The sequence below is a fragment of the Pedobacter nutrimenti genome (genome assembly GCF_032678445.1).
In the GTDB taxonomy this organism is placed as follows: Bacteria; Bacteroidota; Bacteroidia; order Sphingobacteriales; family Sphingobacteriaceae; genus Pedobacter; species Pedobacter nutrimenti_A.
On record NZ_JAVTSQ010000019.1, the window covers coordinates 16,644 to 36,286 of the forward strand.

At 42.5% G+C, this 19,643-nt stretch carries 12 protein-coding genes; 4 read left to right on the forward strand and 8 right to left on the reverse strand.

Annotated elements, in window-relative coordinates:
* Window positions 1–123: 123 nt before the first annotated feature.
* From R2S08_RS26340 to R2S08_RS26350, 3 genes are read left to right on the forward strand one after another with little or no spacing between them, the layout of a single operon-like run.
* On the forward strand, window positions 124–2,265 hold the full coding sequence (locus R2S08_RS26340) for an alpha-galactosidase (protein WP_316837920.1): 2,142 nt from the start codon (window positions 124–126) through the stop codon (window positions 2,263–2,265).
* On the forward strand, window positions 2,265–3,887 hold the full coding sequence (locus R2S08_RS26345; RefSeq protein WP_316837921.1) for a sulfatase: 1,623 nt from the start codon (window positions 2,265–2,267) through the stop codon (window positions 3,885–3,887). Before R2S08_RS26340 ends, R2S08_RS26345 begins: the two co-directional genes overlap by 1 nt.
* A complete protein-coding gene (locus tag R2S08_RS26350; protein ID WP_316837922.1) occupies window positions 3,884–4,798 on the forward strand; it encodes an AraC family transcriptional regulator in 915 nt (304 codons plus the stop codon). Before R2S08_RS26345 ends, R2S08_RS26350 begins: the two co-directional genes overlap by 4 nt.
* Here R2S08_RS26350 and R2S08_RS26355 read toward each other — a convergent pair.
* The gene (locus R2S08_RS26355) at window positions 4,758–6,191 is read right to left on the reverse strand and encodes a PLP-dependent aminotransferase family protein (protein WP_316837923.1); all 1,434 of its coding nucleotides are present in this window, start codon (window positions 6,189–6,191) and stop codon (window positions 4,758–4,760) included. The two genes, R2S08_RS26350 and R2S08_RS26355, sit on opposite strands and share 41 nt — an antisense overlap.
* Window positions 6,192–6,294: 103 nt before the next feature.
* Between R2S08_RS26355 and R2S08_RS26360 the strand changes: the two genes are divergently transcribed.
* Window positions 6,295–6,846: a GNAT family N-acetyltransferase gene (locus R2S08_RS26360; protein WP_316837924.1), complete on the forward strand. Its 552-nt coding sequence runs from the start codon at window positions 6,295–6,297 to the stop codon at window positions 6,844–6,846.
* Between the two features lie 3 nt (window positions 6,847–6,849).
* Here R2S08_RS26360 and R2S08_RS26365 read toward each other — a convergent pair whose 3' ends face one another.
* The 7 genes from R2S08_RS26365 to R2S08_RS26395 form a co-directional block, all read right to left on the reverse strand.
* Window positions 6,850–9,771, reverse strand: coding sequence for a glycoside hydrolase family 2 protein (locus R2S08_RS26365; RefSeq protein WP_316837925.1), 2,922 nt, complete (start codon window positions 9,769–9,771; stop codon window positions 6,850–6,852).
* A 7-nt stretch (window positions 9,772–9,778) separates the two neighbouring features.
* Complete coding sequence (locus tag R2S08_RS26370) at window positions 9,779–11,431, reverse strand: sodium:solute symporter family protein (RefSeq protein WP_316837926.1); 1,653 nt, start codon at window positions 11,429–11,431, stop codon at window positions 9,779–9,781.
* Window positions 11,432–11,494: 63 nt separating this feature from the next.
* Window positions 11,495–12,373, reverse strand: a complete 879-nt coding sequence (locus R2S08_RS26375; RefSeq protein ID WP_316837927.1) for an SMP-30/gluconolactonase/LRE family protein — start codon at window positions 12,371–12,373, stop codon at window positions 11,495–11,497.
* 20 nt (window positions 12,374–12,393) lie between these two features.
* On the reverse strand, window positions 12,394–13,188 hold the full coding sequence (locus tag R2S08_RS26380) for an SDR family NAD(P)-dependent oxidoreductase (protein ID WP_316837928.1): 795 nt from the start codon (window positions 13,186–13,188) through the stop codon (window positions 12,394–12,396).
* A gap of 48 nt (window positions 13,189–13,236) precedes the next feature.
* A complete protein-coding gene (locus R2S08_RS26385; protein WP_316837929.1) occupies window positions 13,237–14,403 on the reverse strand; it encodes a mandelate racemase/muconate lactonizing enzyme family protein in 1,167 nt (388 codons plus the stop codon).
* An 18-nt stretch (window positions 14,404–14,421) separates the two neighbouring features.
* On the reverse strand, window positions 14,422–16,701 hold the full coding sequence (locus tag R2S08_RS26390; protein WP_316837930.1) for a glycosyl hydrolase family 95 catalytic domain-containing protein: 2,280 nt from the start codon (window positions 16,699–16,701) through the stop codon (window positions 14,422–14,424).
* Window positions 16,702–16,707: 6 nt separating this feature from the next.
* Entirely contained in the window at window positions 16,708–19,632 is a 2,925-nt protein-coding gene (locus R2S08_RS26395) for a glycoside hydrolase family 2 protein (RefSeq protein WP_316837931.1), read from the reverse strand.
* Between the last annotated feature and the right edge of the window lie 11 nt (window positions 19,633–19,643).

Genomic DNA, 19,643 nt, shown 5'->3' on the forward strand with positions numbered 1-19,643 from the left:
CCAGGATAATATCTCACTCAATAAGGGTAAAATCCGACCAGTTATTAAAAAATCAATAAGCATATTTATTTAATGAACTTTAGATCTATTATACTAACCCTAATTTTTTCCATATTTTTAAGAATGGGAGTTTTCGCACAGCAAACCATCGAAATTACGACTAAAAACAACGCTCTGATCCTGCAAACTGATCAGGACAATTCTTTATTATCTTGCTATTTAGGGAAAAAACTGGCCAATACTAGAGAATACGCAGAAATAAACAGCCTGGACAAACATAAACCGGGCAGTGATGAGCTGTATAACAAGCGGGAGGCTTACATTGCTTCTGGTTCTTTGAATTTACTGGAGCCGGCTTTGTCTGTGACCCATTATAATGGTGACAAATCTGTCGTATTGAGTTATATTAACCATCAGGTTAAAAAGATCAATGATAACCAGACTTTAACCTCTATCGTTTTAAAAGACGTCCATTATAACCTGGAGGTTGTACTCCATTACATGACCTATGAACAGGAAGATGTGATTGAGCAATGGGCTGAAATTTCGAACCAGGAGAAAGGCAGTATCGTGTTGAATAAATACGCTTCAGCAAACCTGACCCTGGCGGGAAAGAAGTTTTTCTTAAAAAGCCATCACAGTGGCTGGGGCACAGAAATGCGGAGCGAAGAACAGGAATTGCTACATGGTATCAGAACTTTGGACAGTAAACTGGGTACACGTGCCAATTTACTTCATTCCTCTTCCTTTATGGTTTCTTTAAATAAACCTGCTGACGAGGATGAAGGGGAAGTTATTGCCGGTTCATTGGAGTGGACAGGGAACTTTAAAATAGAATTTGAGACATTTGATGAATATTATCTGCGCATTACTTCAGGCATCAACAATTTTGCATCAAACTATACGCTAAAGCAGGGTGAGAAATTCAGTACACCTCGTTTTGTCTATACCTACTCTTCAAAGGGTAAGGGCCTTGCCAGCCGGAACCTGCAGAACTGGGCCAGAACATATCAGCTCCTGGATGGTCAGGGCCAGCGTTCTACCCTGCTGAACAATTGGGAAACTACTTATTTCGATTTTGACGATGAAAAGTTAAAAGCACTGATCCAGGACACTAAAAAACTGGGTGTTGATGTATTCTTACTGGATGATGGCTGGTTCGGAAACAAATATCCACGCAATGGCGCCAGCTCTGGCCTGGGTGATTGGCAATACAACAAGCAAAAATTAAAAAATGGCATCAGCTCGGTTGGAGAAGAAGCAACGGCTAAGGGTGTAAAATTTGGGATCTGGATAGAGCCTGAAATGGTCAACCCAAAAAGCGAGCTTTATGAAAAACATCCGGATTGGATCATAAGAGAACCGGGGCGTAAAGAATATTATATGCGCAATCAGTTGGTTTTGGATTTGACCAATCCTAAAGTACAGGATTTTATTTACGAGACTGTTGATGAGATCTTCAAAGAGGTTCCGGGTTTATCTTTTATTAAATGGGATTGTAATTCTCTGACATATAATGCGCATTCTCCTTTCCTTAAGAATCAGGATCATTTCTATATTGAATATGTAAGAGGATTAAACAATGTGTTGGAACGAATTAGGGCAAAACATCCTGCAACGCCGATGATGCTGTGTGCTGGTGGTGGCTCTAGAGTAGATTATGCGGCCTTAAAGTATTTTACGGAATTTTGGCCAAGTGACAACACGAATCCTTTTGACCGCATTTTTATTCAATGGGAGTATTCTTACTATTTTCCTTCTATAGCGATAGACAACCACATTACAGACATGGGTAAACAACCGCTGAAGTTTAAAACTGATGTAGCGATGATGGGTAAATTAGGTTTTGATGTTAAAGTGAATGAATTGTCTCCAAAGGATCTTTTATTTGCCCAGAACGCTGTTAAAACCTATGATGGCTTTAAAGAAATCATATGGCACGGAGATCAGTACAGACTACAGAATCCATACGAGAACAAGGTGGCATCAATGGCCTATGTAAATCCGGCTAAAGATCAGGCCATTGTTTTTAATTACCATATGGAAACCACCTATAGTACTTTAATAGATTTACCTATTCCATTAAAAGGACTGTCTCCGGATCAGAATTATAAAATAGAAGAAATCAATCTTTATCCAGGAACTACAGCGTCTATTGATAGTACAAAAGTTTATTCGGGAGATTTCCTGATGAAGATTGGATTTAACCCTTTGGTTAGTGCCAGAAGAACCAGTGTGGTGTTAAAGATAACTGCAGTTAAATAATGAAAAAGCTCCTGTTGGTTCTATTGAGCGCTCCGGCCATTTTATTTTGTGCTTTTACTGTCCAGAAAAAATTTAGCCAGGTAAAGAAACGTCCTAATATCCTGTTTGCCATTATGGATGATGTAACCTTTAGCCATATGGGTGCTTATGGTTGTACCTGGGTAAAAACACCAAATTTTGATCGTATTGCTAAAAATGGACTCCTTTTTAAAAATGCATATACACCGAATGCCAAATGTTCGCCATCTCGTTCCTGTATCCTTACGGGTCGTAATTCCTGGCAACTGGAAGAGGCAGGTAATCATTTGTCTTATTTTCCGTCGAAGTTTGTAACTGTTGCAGAGGTTTTGTCGCAAAACGGGTATGATGTTGGTTTTACAGGTAAAGGTTGTGCGCCTGTTGTTGCTAAAAATCAAGACGGATCTCCCCGACAACTTCTTGTAAAAGCTTACAATGAACTCAAAACAGTACCTCCAACTAAATTCATAAGTAATATTGATTACGCTGCTAATTTTGAACAGTTTCTGAAAAATAAAAAAGGAGAACCTTTCTTCTTTTGGTATGGTGGGCTGGAGCCTCACCGGGGTTATGAGTTTAATTCCGGAATTGTTAAGGGTGGAAAAAGGATATCTGATGTACCTGACAAAGATGTTTATCCTTTTTGGCCTAAAGTAGACTCGGTAAAGTCAGATCTGCTTGATTATGCTTTTGAAATTGAATATTTTGACAAGCAATTGGGGAAAATGTTGAAACTATTGGAGGAAACAGGTGAATTGAACAATACGCTGATTATCGTAACTTCTGACAATGGAATGCCTTTTCCAAGAGTAAAGGGGCAGGAATATGAATATTCCAATCATCTGCCTCTGGCTATGATGTGGGCCGATGGCATTTCACATCCCGGACGTACGATTAACGATATGATTAGTAATATTGATTTTGTGCCAACATTCCTGGAACTGGCAGGATTGACCCACAAAACAAACACCATGCAACCTGTTACAGGAAAAAGCATTACAGATATTTTTACAAGCCCTAAAAACGGCCAGGTAGACCTGCGCAGAAACTATGTTCTGGTGGGCAAAGAACGTCATGATGTAGGCAGACCAAATGACGAAGGTTATCCAATCCGTGGAATTTTTCAGGATAGTCTGCTCTATCTTAGAAATTTCAAAACAGATCGCTGGCCAGTGGGGAATCCGGAAACCGGGTATTTAAATTGTGATGGTGGCCCTACTAAGACAGTTTGTTTAAATATGGTATACAGTAAGACCGCAGATTTTAAGTATTGGTTGTGGAATTTCGGTAAACGTAAAACAGAGGAACTCTACAATTTCAAAAAAGATCCTGCTTGCTTAAATAACCTGATAAATGACAAAAAATATAAAGCACTTTCTAAAAAATTATCAGATCACCTCCTGACAGAGCTCAAAAAACAGGGAGACCCGAGAATGTTTGGCAAGGGATATCTTTTTGATCAATATCCATATGCGGATAAAACCAGTGTAAATTTTTACGAGAGATATATAATTAAAGATAAAACGTTAAATTGGGAATGGGTAAACGATAGTGATTTCCAGGACTTATCCAGAATTAAAAAAGCAACAACCGCACTGAAATGAAAGCCCTGCCATTTACAATACTTGTTCCGGATGACAAAAGCGTGATTTCCGAGCAAATATCGTTGCCTCATTTTTACCGGTATCTTCATCGGCATGACGAGTGGCAGGTTACCTGTATACAAAGTGGTGAGGGTACGCTTATTGCTGGAAACGATATGCATCAATTCTGTCCTGGTGATATTTTCGTGATCGGAGCCAAACTGCCTCATTTGTTTAAAAGTAATCCGGAGTATTTTCTTCCAGATAGTGAGCTAAGAGTAGAAGCTTGTTCTATTTATTTCAACCCGTCCGGAATTCTGGCTCCCCTTTTTTCTTTGCCGGAGATGAAGACCGCAAGCCTGTTCTTGTTGCGAAACAAACATGGTTTTAAAGTTCCTAAAAGATATGGAAGGAAAATTGCGGCGACTATGCTTGACCTTCACCAAACCAACGGGCCTGATGCGCTTTTTAGCTTTTTAAATTTTATAAATCACCTGCAGGGACTTGGCGAAAATATTGAACCTTTGTGCTCAGCAACTTACTCGACAGATGTTTCAGAGGGTGAAGGATTAAGACTGAGCCGGATCATCAGTTTCATTACAGAAAACTATGATCAACCGATCACTTTAGAAGATGCCGCGAATATCGGATTTATGACCCGGCAATCCTTTTGCAGGTATTTTAAAAAGCATACCGGTCATACTTTTGTTTCATTTTTAAATGAAGTAAGAATTAATGATGCCCGAAAGAATTTATTGTTGAGACATAAATCTGATGGAATCTCAAATATTGCTTATAAAGCGGGGTTCAACAGTATAAGTAATTTTAACCAGGTGTTTAAAAGTGTTACCGGATACACGCCAAGTGCGTATATAGATTTCTATACCAATATCAGTCAGACAGACTCCGACCCAGTTTCCCAATCATTCTGATCGCGTCTTCCACCTCTTTGTTCCAGCTGAGGCCATAACTCAACCTCATGCAATTGTTATATTGATTCTGCAAAGTAAACATCCTCCCAGGCGCTAAACTGACTTTGCGTTTAATGGTTTGTTCGTACAGGGTCGCTGTATTTACAGATGGATCCAGTTCCACCCAAAGCATAAAGCCCCCTTTAGGGCGACTCACCCTGGTTCCCTCTGGAAAATACTTCATAATGGCATCCATATAATGAAGGCTGTTGCTGTGCAGCACATTCCTTAAGGTTTTGAGATAACTCTCGTACCTGCCCTTTTCCAGAAAAGTAGCCACAACCTCATGCGTAATTGTTGCATTTGAGATGGAGGTTGCAAATTTTACCCGCCTGATCTGTTCTGCAAATTTGCCGGGTGTAACCCAGCCCACCCGGTAGCCAGGTGCCAGGGTTTTAGACAGAGAATTACACAGCAATACAAGGCCACTCTCATCGTAAGCTTTACAATTACCTGGCCGCTGGCTCCCGAAATACAAATCTCCGTACATGTCATTTTCAATCAGGGGAATGTTATAAAATTCCATCAGCCGGACCACTTCCTTTTTATGCTCGGCAGGCATAGTACCGCCCATTGGGTTGCTGAAGTTGCTGATCAGCAAACACAATTTTATCCGGTGTTTCCGCAATGCATCCGTTAAGGCTTCCATTTCTACCCCGCTTTCGGGATGTGTAGGAAGTTCCAGTACATGTAAACCCAGACTCTTGGCCAATTGGAGAATTCCAAAATAAACCGGGCTTTCTACAGCAATCGTATCGCCACGCTGTGTTAAAGCCAGTAAACATAAAGTCATGGCATTATTACAGCCGGAGGTGGTCAACACATCGTCTTCGGTGAGCTGCCCGCCCCAGATGGAAGAGCGACGGGCAATTTGCCGCCGAAGCTTTACATTGCCCTGCACATGTTCATAGCTGGTTCCTGAATCTGGAAAAGTGCGCAGAGTTTGCGTCATCACCTTGTTTAATTTGGCCAAAGGCAGGAGTTCCGGAGAAGGACAACCCAAAGAGAGCATCATCGTTCCGGAACTGATCTCACCATAGACCTTGCTCACCAGGTCCGAATTATCCTCATTCCCTGTTTGCAGAGAAGGCCTGCTCTGACTGGGCAAGCCAGGAAAAGTTTTCACGTAACTTACATAGTAGCCAGACTTGGGCATAGAACGGATTAATCCACGGCTTTCCAATACGTAATAAGCCTGCAATGCGGTACTCATACTCACCTTATGTAAACTGCAGATGCTCCGCACGGACGGAATTTTATCTCCTCTGACCAGCATTCCCCCAAGGATCTGCCGGCTGAGATCGTCTGCAATCTGTTCATATAAATAGTTCTCTTTTACGGCCGAAAGCTTCATCTTCTGTAAACTGTTATGGTTAAAACAAGTAAAACTGTATCTGTACTCTAAAATATAAATGTAAGACATTTGAAGATATTAGATCAGCATAAAAAGAATACCAATGGAAATCGTTTTTGAAACCGCAGTTACAGACCTTCATTTTGAACAGATCCTGGACTTACAGCAACAAAATTTATATACTTCTTTGAGCCCGGAACAACAGGTACAGCAAGGCTTTGTATTTGCAGAACACAGCCTGGAGCGGTTAAAAACAATGGCTGCTGAGATTCCGCAGATCATTGCGCTTTACGACGGAAAAGTGGTGGGCTATAACCTGGCCATGACCAGTGGAATGAAAAACATCTTACCAAGCCTGGTGCCTATGTTTGAAGAGTTTGAGAAAACTGCTTTTAAAGGAAAACTACTGGGTGAATATGAATATATGGTTGGCGGGCAGGTCTGTGTAGCTGCAGAGTTCAGAGGACAGGGTTTACTGCGCAAATTGTATAATGAAACCCGCAAGAGGATTCCGGAAAGCTATCAGCTCTGTGTAACCGAAATCTCTGAAAGAAATGTGAATTCATTAAAAACCCATCAGAAGATGGGTTTTCAAATTGCAGGGTCCTATCACGATGGACAGGAACCCTGGAGCGTTGTAGTGTGGGAATTTTAAATTTTATTTATGGTCAATCTGAAGGCGGATGTTATCCTGGATAACATCTCCTCTTTTTAGAGGTCTGTCCATTTTTTCTGCGTGGCCTCTGAAAAAACGTTCAGCTCCCATATTGCTATAGCCTGCAACAAGGACTTCAACGTTTTGTCCGTTCTTCCAGGCACGCAGATGCTGGGTGCCATCAGACTGGATTTTGAAAGAATCAGCTCCATCATTCAGGCTTGCTTCTTTAATATTCATTTTTGTCGATCTGAAATCATTAGTACCCATATTGTTTCTATCGGTACTCCAGGAATTGCCTGGCTGGTGTGATGGGCCAGCCGCACCGGATACTTCTACATCAGAAAGTACGTTGGCTTTTCCTGTCAGTCGGCCAATATGATCTTGGGGATAATAATTCCACTGTCCTCTTCTGCTCCAGTTCAACTCATGATAAGAAGCTGGAAGGTTAAAGACCATACCCCATTGTCTTGGGTTAATGTCTCTTTTTAAGGTGTACTTATAGTCTACTGTTATTTTACCATTGGCAAAATAATGATAATTAATGGTGCCAAAAGCTTCTTCATAATCGTCATTGATGCTCACAGTAAGTTCATTTTTCATTTTGCTGAGCTTCACTTCTTTGACTACTCTGTTCTTGCAAACATCAGTAAAAGGGTCAAATTGCTGGTTTTCGCCAGTCATCTGGACGCCTCTTCCCTCGCCTGTAAGCGGCAGAACCATTAATTGTCCGTTGGAAAGCATAATGGTTTTACCTCCTTTTTTGATCTGCTCCAGATTTCCATTTTTCAGATTTAGGCTGATGTCCAAGTCTTTACTTTTACTGATGAGCATATCTTGTTCCTGCTGATAAGTCCACAGCGCCGGGTCTTCTTTTTTCTCCGCAGCCATCACTATTGCGGGAACAATATCAAACTGATAAATATCTATCATCACATTCCGGGCATCGAAAATCTTTATCATCAGCGGGTCTGTCGGCGATGGTCTTTTATTTAAGGCTAAACTGAGTTTAGAACTCGCTCCTGGCTTTACATCTGCTGTCATATTGCCTTTTTCCTGACCAAGGCTCCATTCTATCTTGCATTCATTAAGATTACTAAAAAGTTGTCTGTTCTCTACCAAAAGTTCCACTTTTCCTTCATTCCAATTTCCTGCAAGCTTGATTTTTACGGGAGAATAGATTTTTTTCATGTGCCAGTATTCTGGTTTTTCTCTTCTCCATCCGTCTACCGGGCCCCAGGTACCATATCCAACCGTTTTACCATTAGGGAGGAAGAAACTATCATCTATTCCTGCCCAGATGGCACCGCCCAATACAGCATCCGTTTTCTGCATTTTTTCCCACATGGCTTCGAAACCAATACCCCAGGCATCACGTACCCCAGGATCGGTAACCAGTTCCAATCTGTTATAGGCATTCAGGTGCACATATTCATCAAATACAATGGGCCGTTTATAATTCCGGTATTGATCTGGCCCTCCGGGACCTGGATAATGGTGGTTGGCAATTTCCAGATCGCCGTCATCACCATCCGGACCGTACTGGCTAAAGTTTCTTGGTCTTGTTGGATCAAACAGCTTGACCAGTTCGCCTGTCTTTTTAAAATATTCTTTGTACTTTAAGGATTCATTGCCCAAAGACCAGATGAGCACAGATGGATTGGAGCGAAAGAAGCTCACCATGTCCATGGTCTGGTTAACCAGCAGCTGATCGAAAAGCTCTGTTGGAACTGTCGTATTTTCAGCCCAGCAAAAAGGTGCTTCCACTTCAAGAAACATTCCTAATTTATCACATGCTGCTACAAGTTCTTCAGGAGGTGGATAATGAGAGGTGCGGATATAATTCACATTTCCTTCTCTGAAAATCTTTACATCCCTTTCCCATTGGTTATCGTTTACAGATCTGCCGCGCAATGGCATAGTTTCATGGTGACATACGCCCCTGAGTTTTACAGGTATGTTGTTCACCAAAACGCGGTTGCCTTTCACGTCAATCTGACGAAATCCAATCAGTTTGGTGACTTGTGATTTTAGCTGATTTCCTTCCTTAAGGCTTAGTCTTAACTCATACAAAAAGGGATGTTCAGGATCCCATTTCTGAGGTTTAAGCACATCCAGGTTCAAGGTTTGAGCAAATAATTTTCCAGCTTCCAGTCCTTTTTCTATCGTTACAGATTTATCTGCAAGCTTTTCTCCTTTTCCACCCGGGCTAAAAAGTTCAGCAGAAAAAGTTAAACTACCGGATTTCCCACTTTTTTCATTGGCAATTACAACGTCGGTGGTAAGCACTGCATTTTCGAACTTAGAGTCAAAGGTGGTCTTTGCATCGGCATAAGCCAGATTTACATCTTCCAGTGCAACCAGGTATACTTTCCTGGAAATACCACCAAGGGTATGAACGGCATATTGAGAGGCGCTTGCCAGTGAATCTGCTTTACTGTCTGATTTCACTTTAACAAGCACTTCATTACTTCCTGACCATTTCACAAAGGAAGTGATGTCTATTTCAAAGGGGGTAAATCCGCCCAAATGTGTTCCCGTCTTTTGACCATTTATCCATATTTCTGTATCACTGTAAACGCCGTCAAAACGGATTTTTACACGTTTGTTTTTCCAGCCGGAAGGAATATCTATTTTTTTTAAATATCCGGCGGCCTTACCTTTTTCTACTTCAAAGCCCTGCATGACCCATTCTCCAGGAACCTGGATGGGTTTCTTACAGGCTTCCCGATCGATGTTTTCTGAGAACAGCCATTCGCCATTTAAAGGAATCTTTAGGTCCGCATTAGATGGAACGGGCGATAAACGGGCGATCCCGATGCTTTTATTACCTGCCAGCGGAAAGGTAATCTTTTGAATTTGAGCATTTGCTGTGTTTACAACGAAGGCAAGGCCGACAAAACATAGTTTATATAATATCTTCATTTTTGAATTAATAAAACAACAGATTAAAGATGACGGTGATGATCAGTACAATTACGCCCAGGTAAAGGGGGTTCTTGTACCAGATTTTATTTAAATCCTTCTGCTTTGGCGTGAGACTATAGACCAATCCGACGAGTTCCTCTTCTTTACGAGGTTTTGTTTTTAAACTCACCAGAACCGTAATCAGGAAGCAGACCAAAAATGCAAAAGAAGCGATGGCAAAGGCTTGTCCAGTTGCAGAGTAAAAGCTATATTCCGGAGCTAACCACCCTCCTTTGCCCTCTGCAACTGAAAAGCCATGTATACAAGCCGCAGAAAGTGTTCCTGCGATTAAGCCCCAAAATGCACCGTGCCCTGTTGTTCTTTTCCAGAACATGCCTAAAAAGAAAGTGGCAAATAAGGGTGCATTTACAAAACTAAAAACCAGTTGCAACAGGTCCATGATGCTGTTAAAGCCCCGGGCAACATAAGCTGTAGCGATAGAAGCCAGAATTCCAAATATTGTAGCGGCTTTGGCTACATATAAGTAATGCTGGTCAGAAGCATTCTTTTTGATGTGTGTTTGATAAATATCATAGGTCCATACCGTATTAAAAGCGGTTACATTTCCTGCCATACCACTCATAAACGAAGCAATAAGGGCTGTAATACCCAGGCCCAGCAATCCGCTTGGATACAATTTCTGTAACAATAAAGGCAATACCATATTGTAATCTTTATACCCATTGGCATTTACAGGAAGTTCGAAACCTTTATATTGCGCCTGCAGGGCCAGCAACAGTATACCCGGCAAAATGACGATGGCGGGCATCAGGATCTTAGGGAATGCAGCTAATACTGGTGTACGTTGCGCCTCATTGAGGTTTCGGCTGGCCATGGCCCGTTGCACCACCAAAAAATCAGTACACCAATAGCCAAATGCCAGAACAAAGCCCAGCCCAAAGACCATGCTGAAGGCATCTACGCCCATAGGGTTATGTGCCGGACTATCCAGCCCTTTCCAGACATGCAGTTTGGCATCGTCAACATGCTTGACAATCCCAGACCATCCCCCAGCCTTTTCCAGACCGATGTACACCAGGGGTGCAATACCCAGAATGATCAGGAAGAACTGCAGAACTTCATTGTAGATTGCTCCGGTTAAACCTCCGGAAAAGGTATAGATCAATACGATTCCGGCCGCAAGTAAAACTGAAATATCAAAGTCCCAGCCCAATATGGTTTGCATCAGCATAGCCAGTGCATACAAGGAGACGCCCGACGAAAAAACCGTCATACCGGCAAAGGTTAAGGCGTTAAATGTGCGTGTCTTCTCATCAAAACGAAGTTTTAGATACTCGGGAACACTCCGGGCCTTGCTTCCATAATAGAATGGCATCATATACACACCTAAAAAGATCATAGCCAATGCAGCGCCCAGCCAATAGAAGTGTAAGGTATATAAGCCATATTTGGCGCCGTTTGCCGCCATACCAAGTACCTCCTGTGCGCCTAGATTGGCCGAGATAAAGGCAAGACAGGTAATCCACAATGGAATATTATGCCCGCTGAGTAAGAAGTCTTTACCCGTTGTGACTCTTTTCCGTAACCACAGGCCTATGCCCATGACAAACAAGAAATAAATCGCAATAATTGTGTAGTCAATGATCTCTAGTTTCATTCATCAAAATTTAATATCTGGTTTTATTGTTTGCTTATTCTTACGATATTCTATGTAATCTGGTCACTGGGGCTGATACGGATGTGGAGGAAGACCACAAACACCAACATCAACGATAAAAAGTGATCCACTATCTGGAAACTGCATCAGTTCTTCTTCAGAAAGGCCTTTACTTGCCGTAGTGATGAACAATTGCTGCATATTTTTTCCACCCAACGCGCAGGAGGTGACCAGGGGTACTCCAACATTTACCGTTCCTATCATTTCCCCTGTTACAGGGTTATAACGGTTCACAGATCCTCCACCCCACATGGCAACCCAGAGCATTCCTTCTTCATCTATACTCATTCCATCTGGTATGATATCTGGGTCTGTTATGCTGACCACGATACGTTCATTAGAGATAAGACCATTTTTTAAATCAAAATCGTAAGCTCTGATATTGTATTCAAATGAGTCTATATAGTACATGGTTTGGTGATCTGCGGTCCAGCAAAGTCCGTTAGAAACACTTGTTTTATCAATTACTTTTCTTAAACTGCCATCAAAACAATACAATGCGCCCTGATGTAAACTGGCGTTCAGATCCATCGTACCCAGCCACAATCGTCCGGCCGGGTCGCATTTTCCGTCATTACTCCGGTTGGTTGTGATCCCTGGTTCTATAGTAGTGAGTTCTTTGAACTCTCCGTTTTTAAAATTGAGCAATCCTAGTGAACCTTGCAGGGCCACCAGCAGTATATCAGCTGAAACTGGTGCTACGGTGCCCACCTTTTTACCGGTACTCACTTCTTCTGTATGCCGGGTCTGCGGATCAATAGCATATACTTTCTCTCCATCAATGTCTACGTATAAAAACTTGTTCCACTCCGGATGCCATATCGCGGCTTCTCCGAGGATTAACTTTGTCTGAACCAGTAATTCAGCGTTCCATATCTTCATTTCTTATCTGAATGTCTAGTTTAAAAACCGTCCTGCATTACTGCACTTCTTCCGCCGTCTATTAAATAAGTGGTACCGGAAGCGAATGCGGCATATTCACTGGCCAGAAAAACACACCAGCCACCAAGTTCTTCTGTTGTTCCCAGGCGTTTTACCGGGTGCAAGTCTATGGTTCTTTGTCTTTCCTGGTCTGGATGATCAAAAGAGTTGAACCAGCTTTGATTGCCAGGTGTTTCAATAAAACCTGGGGCAAGGCCTACCGTACGTATGGAAGGCCCCCATTCTATGGCCAGGCTTCTGACCAAACCTGTTAAGGCTGTTTTGGCCACGTTATAGGGAAAGCAACCCGGTATGCTTGCAAAAGCATGATTAGAACTCATCAGGATAATTACGCCTTGATGCTGTTCAAGATAGGGCTTGCATAATTTAGCCAGTCTCCAGTGGGCAGCAAGGTTCAGGTCCATATTCTCCTGCCAGTCGCTTTCATCGCATCCCGCAGCGCCTTTAAAGACATTTTTCCCTGCATTGGAAACCAGAATATCTATTCTCCCATTACACTTTTCAGCTACCGCAGAAACCAGGGCTTCCGGGGCTAATGTATGGCTGAGATCTGCTTGCTGGTAAAATGCCTGAACACCTTCGGCTTCTACCGTAGCGATAAAAGCTTGAGCACCCTGACTATGTGGCCCGGCTTCAGCGCAGCCTGCAACTATACAGCCTGCTTTGGCCAGCATTTTTGCCACACCTAAACCTATACCCGAAGTTACCCCTGTAACTAAGGCTACTTTTCCTTTTAAATCAATTTGAAAAGACATATTTTTTCATTCAATTTAAATGCACACCCGATATTTATTTTCTTATGGCTAGACATAAAATCCTGGCCTTGGCTCCAGGATACCTGGATGTTTTTCCATTTCCTCTTCTACAAGATCTACGCCCAGACCCGGCCGGTCAGATAACTTAAGGTGTCCATTTTCCACCATATCTGCAATGGGATGCGTAATGACTTTATCTCTCCATGGCACATCATTAAACATAAATTCCTGCCTGAAAAAATTAGGTACAGAAGCGCAGACCTGGGCACTAGCCAAGGTAGACAACGGTCCGTTGGGGTTGTGCGGCGCAAGTAAAACGTTATAGGCTTCCATCATCGTAGCCATTCGCTTCATTTCCGACGGACCACCGCAGCGGGTGATGTCGGGCATCATAATGTCGCAGACGTGTTTTTCCAATACATCACGAATACCGTGTCGGGTATAGTGGCGTTCGCCTACACAGATGGAAACATTTGAAGGAATACGATCTCTCATGGCCTTCAAGGTATTGGCATTTTCCGGCCCGGCAGGTTCTTCATACCAGGTAATGTTCAATTCAGAAAGTCGTTGTGCCATGGTCACAGCCACACGATAATTTAACATCGCGTGGGTTTCGATCATGATATCAAATTCTGGCCCCACGGCATCGCGTACCGCTTTACTTACATTAAATGCGAGATCTTGCTGAGAAGCCGTAAGTTGTAAATTGGAGGATAAATCCTCACCATACAAATAGTTGGTATGCGCAAACGGATCGAATTTTAAACCTGTAAAACCTGCTTCTTTAACCTTTTTTGCCTGGGCTGCATAATCTTCGGTATTATGACCTCCGCCTGTAAACCAATAGTTGGCATAGAGCAAAATATCTTTTCTGAAAGCTCCGCCTAAAAGTTCGTAGCAAGGCACACCCAATACTTTTGCTTTTAAATCGAGTAATGCCATGTCTATACCACTAATGGCACACATACTGGCTCCAAATGGGCCCATCCAGTTTAAATCTCTGTAAAGTTTAGTCCATATGAAATCTGTTTTCATAGGATCCAAGCCTATGATACGCTGGCCAACATGTTTGGCGGCTTCAAAAACAATGGGACTTCCCGGCCAGTTTGTGGCTTCCCCAACTCCGGTATGCCCTGTATCTGTATATATTTTTAATAAAGTCCAGTTGTATTTTACGCCTTCAACCAGCCATACTTTTACATCTGTAATTTTCATCTGTTTTTAGTTTGTTTTTTAATTAATTTTTAAGATCAGTATCCCACCAGGTTCTCCGCTCAATTTCAGGAACCCATCTGGTCCGTTTTTTACCATAAATCCTTTATTTGAAGCTATAGTATAGGTTTTGAATGGCAACTTTAAGCTTGTTGTATTTCTCTTTTCTGAAATAATTTTCACCTCTGCAATCTCTCCTTCAACTTTCTTTGCACTGATCAGAAAGGCACCCTCGGTCCGTAAATTTTCAAAGGATAAGTTTTTCCATCCTTCAGGAACTGCAGGCATGATCTCTATAAAACCAGCGTAGCTCTGCAGCAACATTTCCTGTAGGCCTGCGGCAAAAGCAAAATTTCCTTCCAGGGTAAAAGGACGGTAGTGAAATTTGGACAAGCCCGATTTGGTCTGGTCTCCGTTTAAATGAAAACTGTTAATGGAGCAAAAAGCACGTGCAAAGATCTGTAAATCTTTTGCAGCTCCATTTCCGTCTTTTGCCCTTGCCTTCATGTTCGCCAGCCAGGCATAAGAATAGCCACACCAATAATCGGGGCCTAGGCTATCCAATAAACTTATTGAATTTTTAATAATAGATTGTGCCCTTGGTCCATCTTCCCATTTAATTAAGCCCAATGGATGAATGGCCATCATATGTGAAAAATGGCGGTGCGACTGGTTATAAGCCATTGTTGGTGAAAACATCAATTCATCTTTTGTCGTAAGTGCATAATCGTCAAACTCTGCAAATATTTTAGCCCAATGTGCGGCTTCTTTTTTCAACCCCAGTTCGCCTGCCAGTTCTGCTGCTATTTTGAAAGTAGATTTCATTAAGGCCAGGTCATAGTTTGTATTTTGCAGAAACCAGGCACTTAAATCATTATCATTAATTTCCGGACTGGAGCTGATTTTCAATTTGCGATGACCTTTATCATCTTTCACGCTTATGTTTTCCAAAAATACAGCCGTTTGCTGCAGCCAAGGATAGGCTTTATTTTTAAGGAATGCTCTATCCATACTATATCTCCACTGCAGGTAGTAATGTTGTGCCAGCCAGGAGGACACCGTTGGAGAAAGTGCATACTGGATCCAGCCACCCATTTCAGTACCATCCAATGTGGTAACGCCTGGAACTGCCAGACCTTCACTGTTAAAGTATAGCTTTGTGTACCGTTTGTAATTGGCTTTATTCTGCTCCAGGTGATTGATATAGCCCATAGCCAGATCAAGGTGATTGCCGCTGTAGGCGGGCCAGTAACTAAGTTGTGTATTTAGGTCGTGGTGAAAGTCTCCTTTCCAGGGAGGTAATCGTCCATTGTCTGCAGTCCATACACCTTGCAGAGAAATTGGTGGGGCATCTGGTCTGGCTAGTGAACCAAATTTATACTGTTCCAGATACCATTGTTTCTCCAGTAAACTATCTGGTACATGCAATGCAGATTTACCCCAGAAGTCTTTCCACCAGGAAGTATGTCTGCTGAGATCAGTATCAAAACTCTTCGGCACAGTTTGCTGAACAACTTCAATAGCTTTCTTTACTGGTTTCTGCTCTGGAAATTGAGAAGAAATGCTCCAAACGCCTTCTATGGTGGTCTTGTCTATCTTTTTCCATTGTACAGCAATATCATAACTAAAGCCATTCCATCCTTCCTGATGGTAGGTTACGCTATTTCCATTGCGTTTTATAGTGCCTTGCTTGTAGCCCAGCCTGGAAAGATCATCTCCTCCAACAGGATCGCCCGATATCTTGACTTGTCCCTGGTATTTGGGTGCAATAAGCTGGGGGTTGAATTCTCCTTGCAGATTTTGAAATTTGAACCAGCCCAGGGGCTTGTTGGCAGCAACAAAGGTTTGCATCCTGGTTCCGTTGGCCCAGATCACTTCACATAATGCATTTTTCAGGGATAAATGTACTGAAGTCACAGCACCCCAGTCTTTAGTGTTTAACTCTAAAGCTCCACCGGGAATTTTGGAAGGCGCCGGCTCGTGATCATAAGGCCCGTCCAGCAATTGCTGTACGGGCTGATAATCCTTCTTGTTCACCTGATCTATGACCCATTGATAATTAAATTCTTTGCGGTGCAAACCTTTCATTGGCCGCATATCCCAAAGATCAGCCCTGTCTAAGGAAAACCTTAAATGATCTGCCTTTTGCCAGACTAAAGCACCCAATATCCCATTTCCCAACGGAACTGCTTCATCCCACTGGCTGGCAAGTTTATTAAAATACAGATCGTGCCGGTCTGACTGTGCAAATACACTGTTAAACAATACAATAAAAGTGGCAGCTGCAATTATCCTTTTCATAAAAAATTATTTTATAACAAGTGTCAATTTACCTTTTAAAGTATTCTCTTTTATTTTAATTCTTCCATTTGTATGAGGAGAGCCGTAAAATGGTTCAGACCCATTGTTGCAGTAATCCGCGATCAGCCAGTTTATATTTCCATCCTGTAACCAGCTTCTGGAGGCTTGTGTTCCATCAGAAAGCACGGTGATATCGTCTCCATTAGCATTTTTAAGTGAAGCCTTTTTTATATATCGCTTAGTGGAACGAAAATCGTTACTGCCTAAATCATTTGCATCATCTTTCCAATCCCCTTTTTGGACAACGCCCCATTCTTCTACAGCATTCATTGATTTTGCGTTAAGTACTGCAGTTCCTTCGGGCCGGGCGATGTCGTTTGCCGGGTAAACTGTAAATTCTGCTTTACGTTTCCAGTTCAGTTCATCAAACGATTTGGGAAGTTGCAGCATGAGCCCATACTGATACGGAGAGATATCCGCTTTAGTATATTGAACCTCATATTCTGTAGTCAGTTTTCCGTCATTTGTAAACAGATAGCTTTGTTTACCCTTACAATCAAGATAAGAAACATTCATGGAGAATTTCAATCCTGAATCGGTTTTCTGTACATTAAGGTCTGTGGCAAACAAAGTATACACCGGATAATTTTTAAGTGGATAAATGTTGTTCTGATAGGTTTCTCCTGCTACATTTGGTTTCCCCCCATCTTCTTCATTCATAGGGACCATGCTGAATACCGGCCCTTGTTTTAAAATCTCTGTATCTCCTTTCCGTGCGGAGATAATGATACCGGTATTTTTGCTAATAGTGTAGGCTATATTTCCTTGTTGTACTACGTATGCAGCGTCGTTTTCGGTATAGGATACGGCTATATTCTGGCCAGTCGGAATAGATTGCTCTATATCTTTCTCGTATTTTTCCTCTTCAGCAACGAAGCCTCTTGGGTCTTTAAAGCTAATTTCCAGCGTTTTCACCTGATCGGCAGGAATTTTGATGTTACCGCTGCTGCGTGGAGCAATTCCGCTTTTTACTGTCCGGGAAACCCCATTTATGATGGCCGTAATACTGATCTCATTTAACGAGGTAAAATCATATCTGTTCTCTACACTTAATTCGATGTATTTTTTGCCGGCTGATGGCCAGTTGATGTGTTTTACTTTTATGGGTGAATAGGCTTTTTTCATTCCAAAATACTCTGGTTTTGGCCTGCGCCACCCATCAATCGGCCCCCAGGGGCCGTAACCTATAATGCGGCCGTCGGGCATATGAAAAGTATCATCAATCCCACTCCAGATGGCACCTCCCAAGCATCCCTTATGATAATACATCGAATCATACATCATTTCAAGGGGTTTACCATAACTGCTGCGAACGCCCGGATCGGTCAGTAATTCCCTCCGGTTATAGCAGGAGACGTGAGCGTACTCCCCAAAAAGGACTGGCCGTTTCATGGTATCGCATGCTGCAGGCCCGTTGATACCAGGGTAGTGGTATACCGCTATATCAGCTGTGCTGTGTGCGTTGTTAAAACCACCCCAGCATTGATCGTGGAAGGTGGTTGGGCGCGAAGGGTCTAGCTTTTTTACAACTGCCAGGACCTTTTCCCACAAAGGACTCCATACAGATTCGTTACCCAGCGACCAGATCACCACAGAAGGGTGATTGCGACCAGCAAGTACATTTTCCACATCCGCATTCACCATATAGGGTAAGAACTTTTCATCTTTATAGTTCCACTTTTTCCAGATGGGCGATGCACCATGGTTTATCCAGCAAAGAGAAGCTTCACTTTCAACAAACAGCCCCAGGCTATCTGCTGCATTTAAAAACTCTTCAGATGGTGGATAATGTGAGGTACGGATATAGTTGCAATTTCCATCCCGGAACAGCTGGGCATCCTTACGGTCCAGCTCCGGACTGATACTCCTGCCGGTAAGCGGGTGTATGGAATGACGGTTTACACCACGCAGTTTTACAGCCTTTCCGTTGACCAGCAACTGATTGCCTTTAACTTCAACCTGTCTGAAGCCAATAGATTGACTTATGGTTTGTACCGCTTTGCCATTCACCAATAAAGTGCTTTTTAAATGATAAAGATTGGGGTGTTCGGGGTCCCATTGTTTCGGTTGTTTTACGGTAATGGTGGTTCCAACCTCAGTAGTCGTATTGGGACCTGCCGGCCTGGAAACAGAAGATAATTTTTGGAAAACTACTTTACCTGAGGCATCTGATAAAACATACTGGAACTGAGCCGATGCGGGCAGAGCGGATTCATTGGCGACTTCCGATTGTATTTTTAGTACTGCGTTTTTAAACTGTGGGTCAAATGTTGTTGTCGCTATGGTTGACGCTATATTGGTTTGCGGCAAAGTAAATAGTGTTACTTTACGCAACAGCCCGCCAACCGTGTGTACTGCATATTGCGACGTACAGGCCAAACGATCGCTCATGGTTAATGCCTGTACTTCTACTTCTAATAGATTTTGACTGGCATGAAGTGCTTTGGTAATGTCTACTTCAAACGGCACAAAACTTCCTTCATGCTCACCCACTTTTATATGGTTAACCTTTATTAATGCATGGGAGCTTACTCCATCAAAACGTATTTTTATTCTCTGGTCTTTCCAGTCTGCCGGGATATCAAGCTTTAGGCTATACACAGCCGTTTCACCTTCTTTAACGGTAAAACCCTGCATTTCCCATTCGCCAGGCACAGTAATACTGTGCCTGGATTGACTTCCTGAAATCTGGAAATCCCATTTACCATGTAGTAAAATATGTGTCCGCTGCGTGTTTGAAACCGTGGCAGGTATTGGCGAAATCCGTGGAATATCAAATCCATTGATCTGGCCCTGGCCAAAGGAATGGCCAGCGCGAACCAATAACAGAAGCAGCAGGCAAAATTTAAATAGCGATGCGGTTTTAACCATCCTGATCGTTT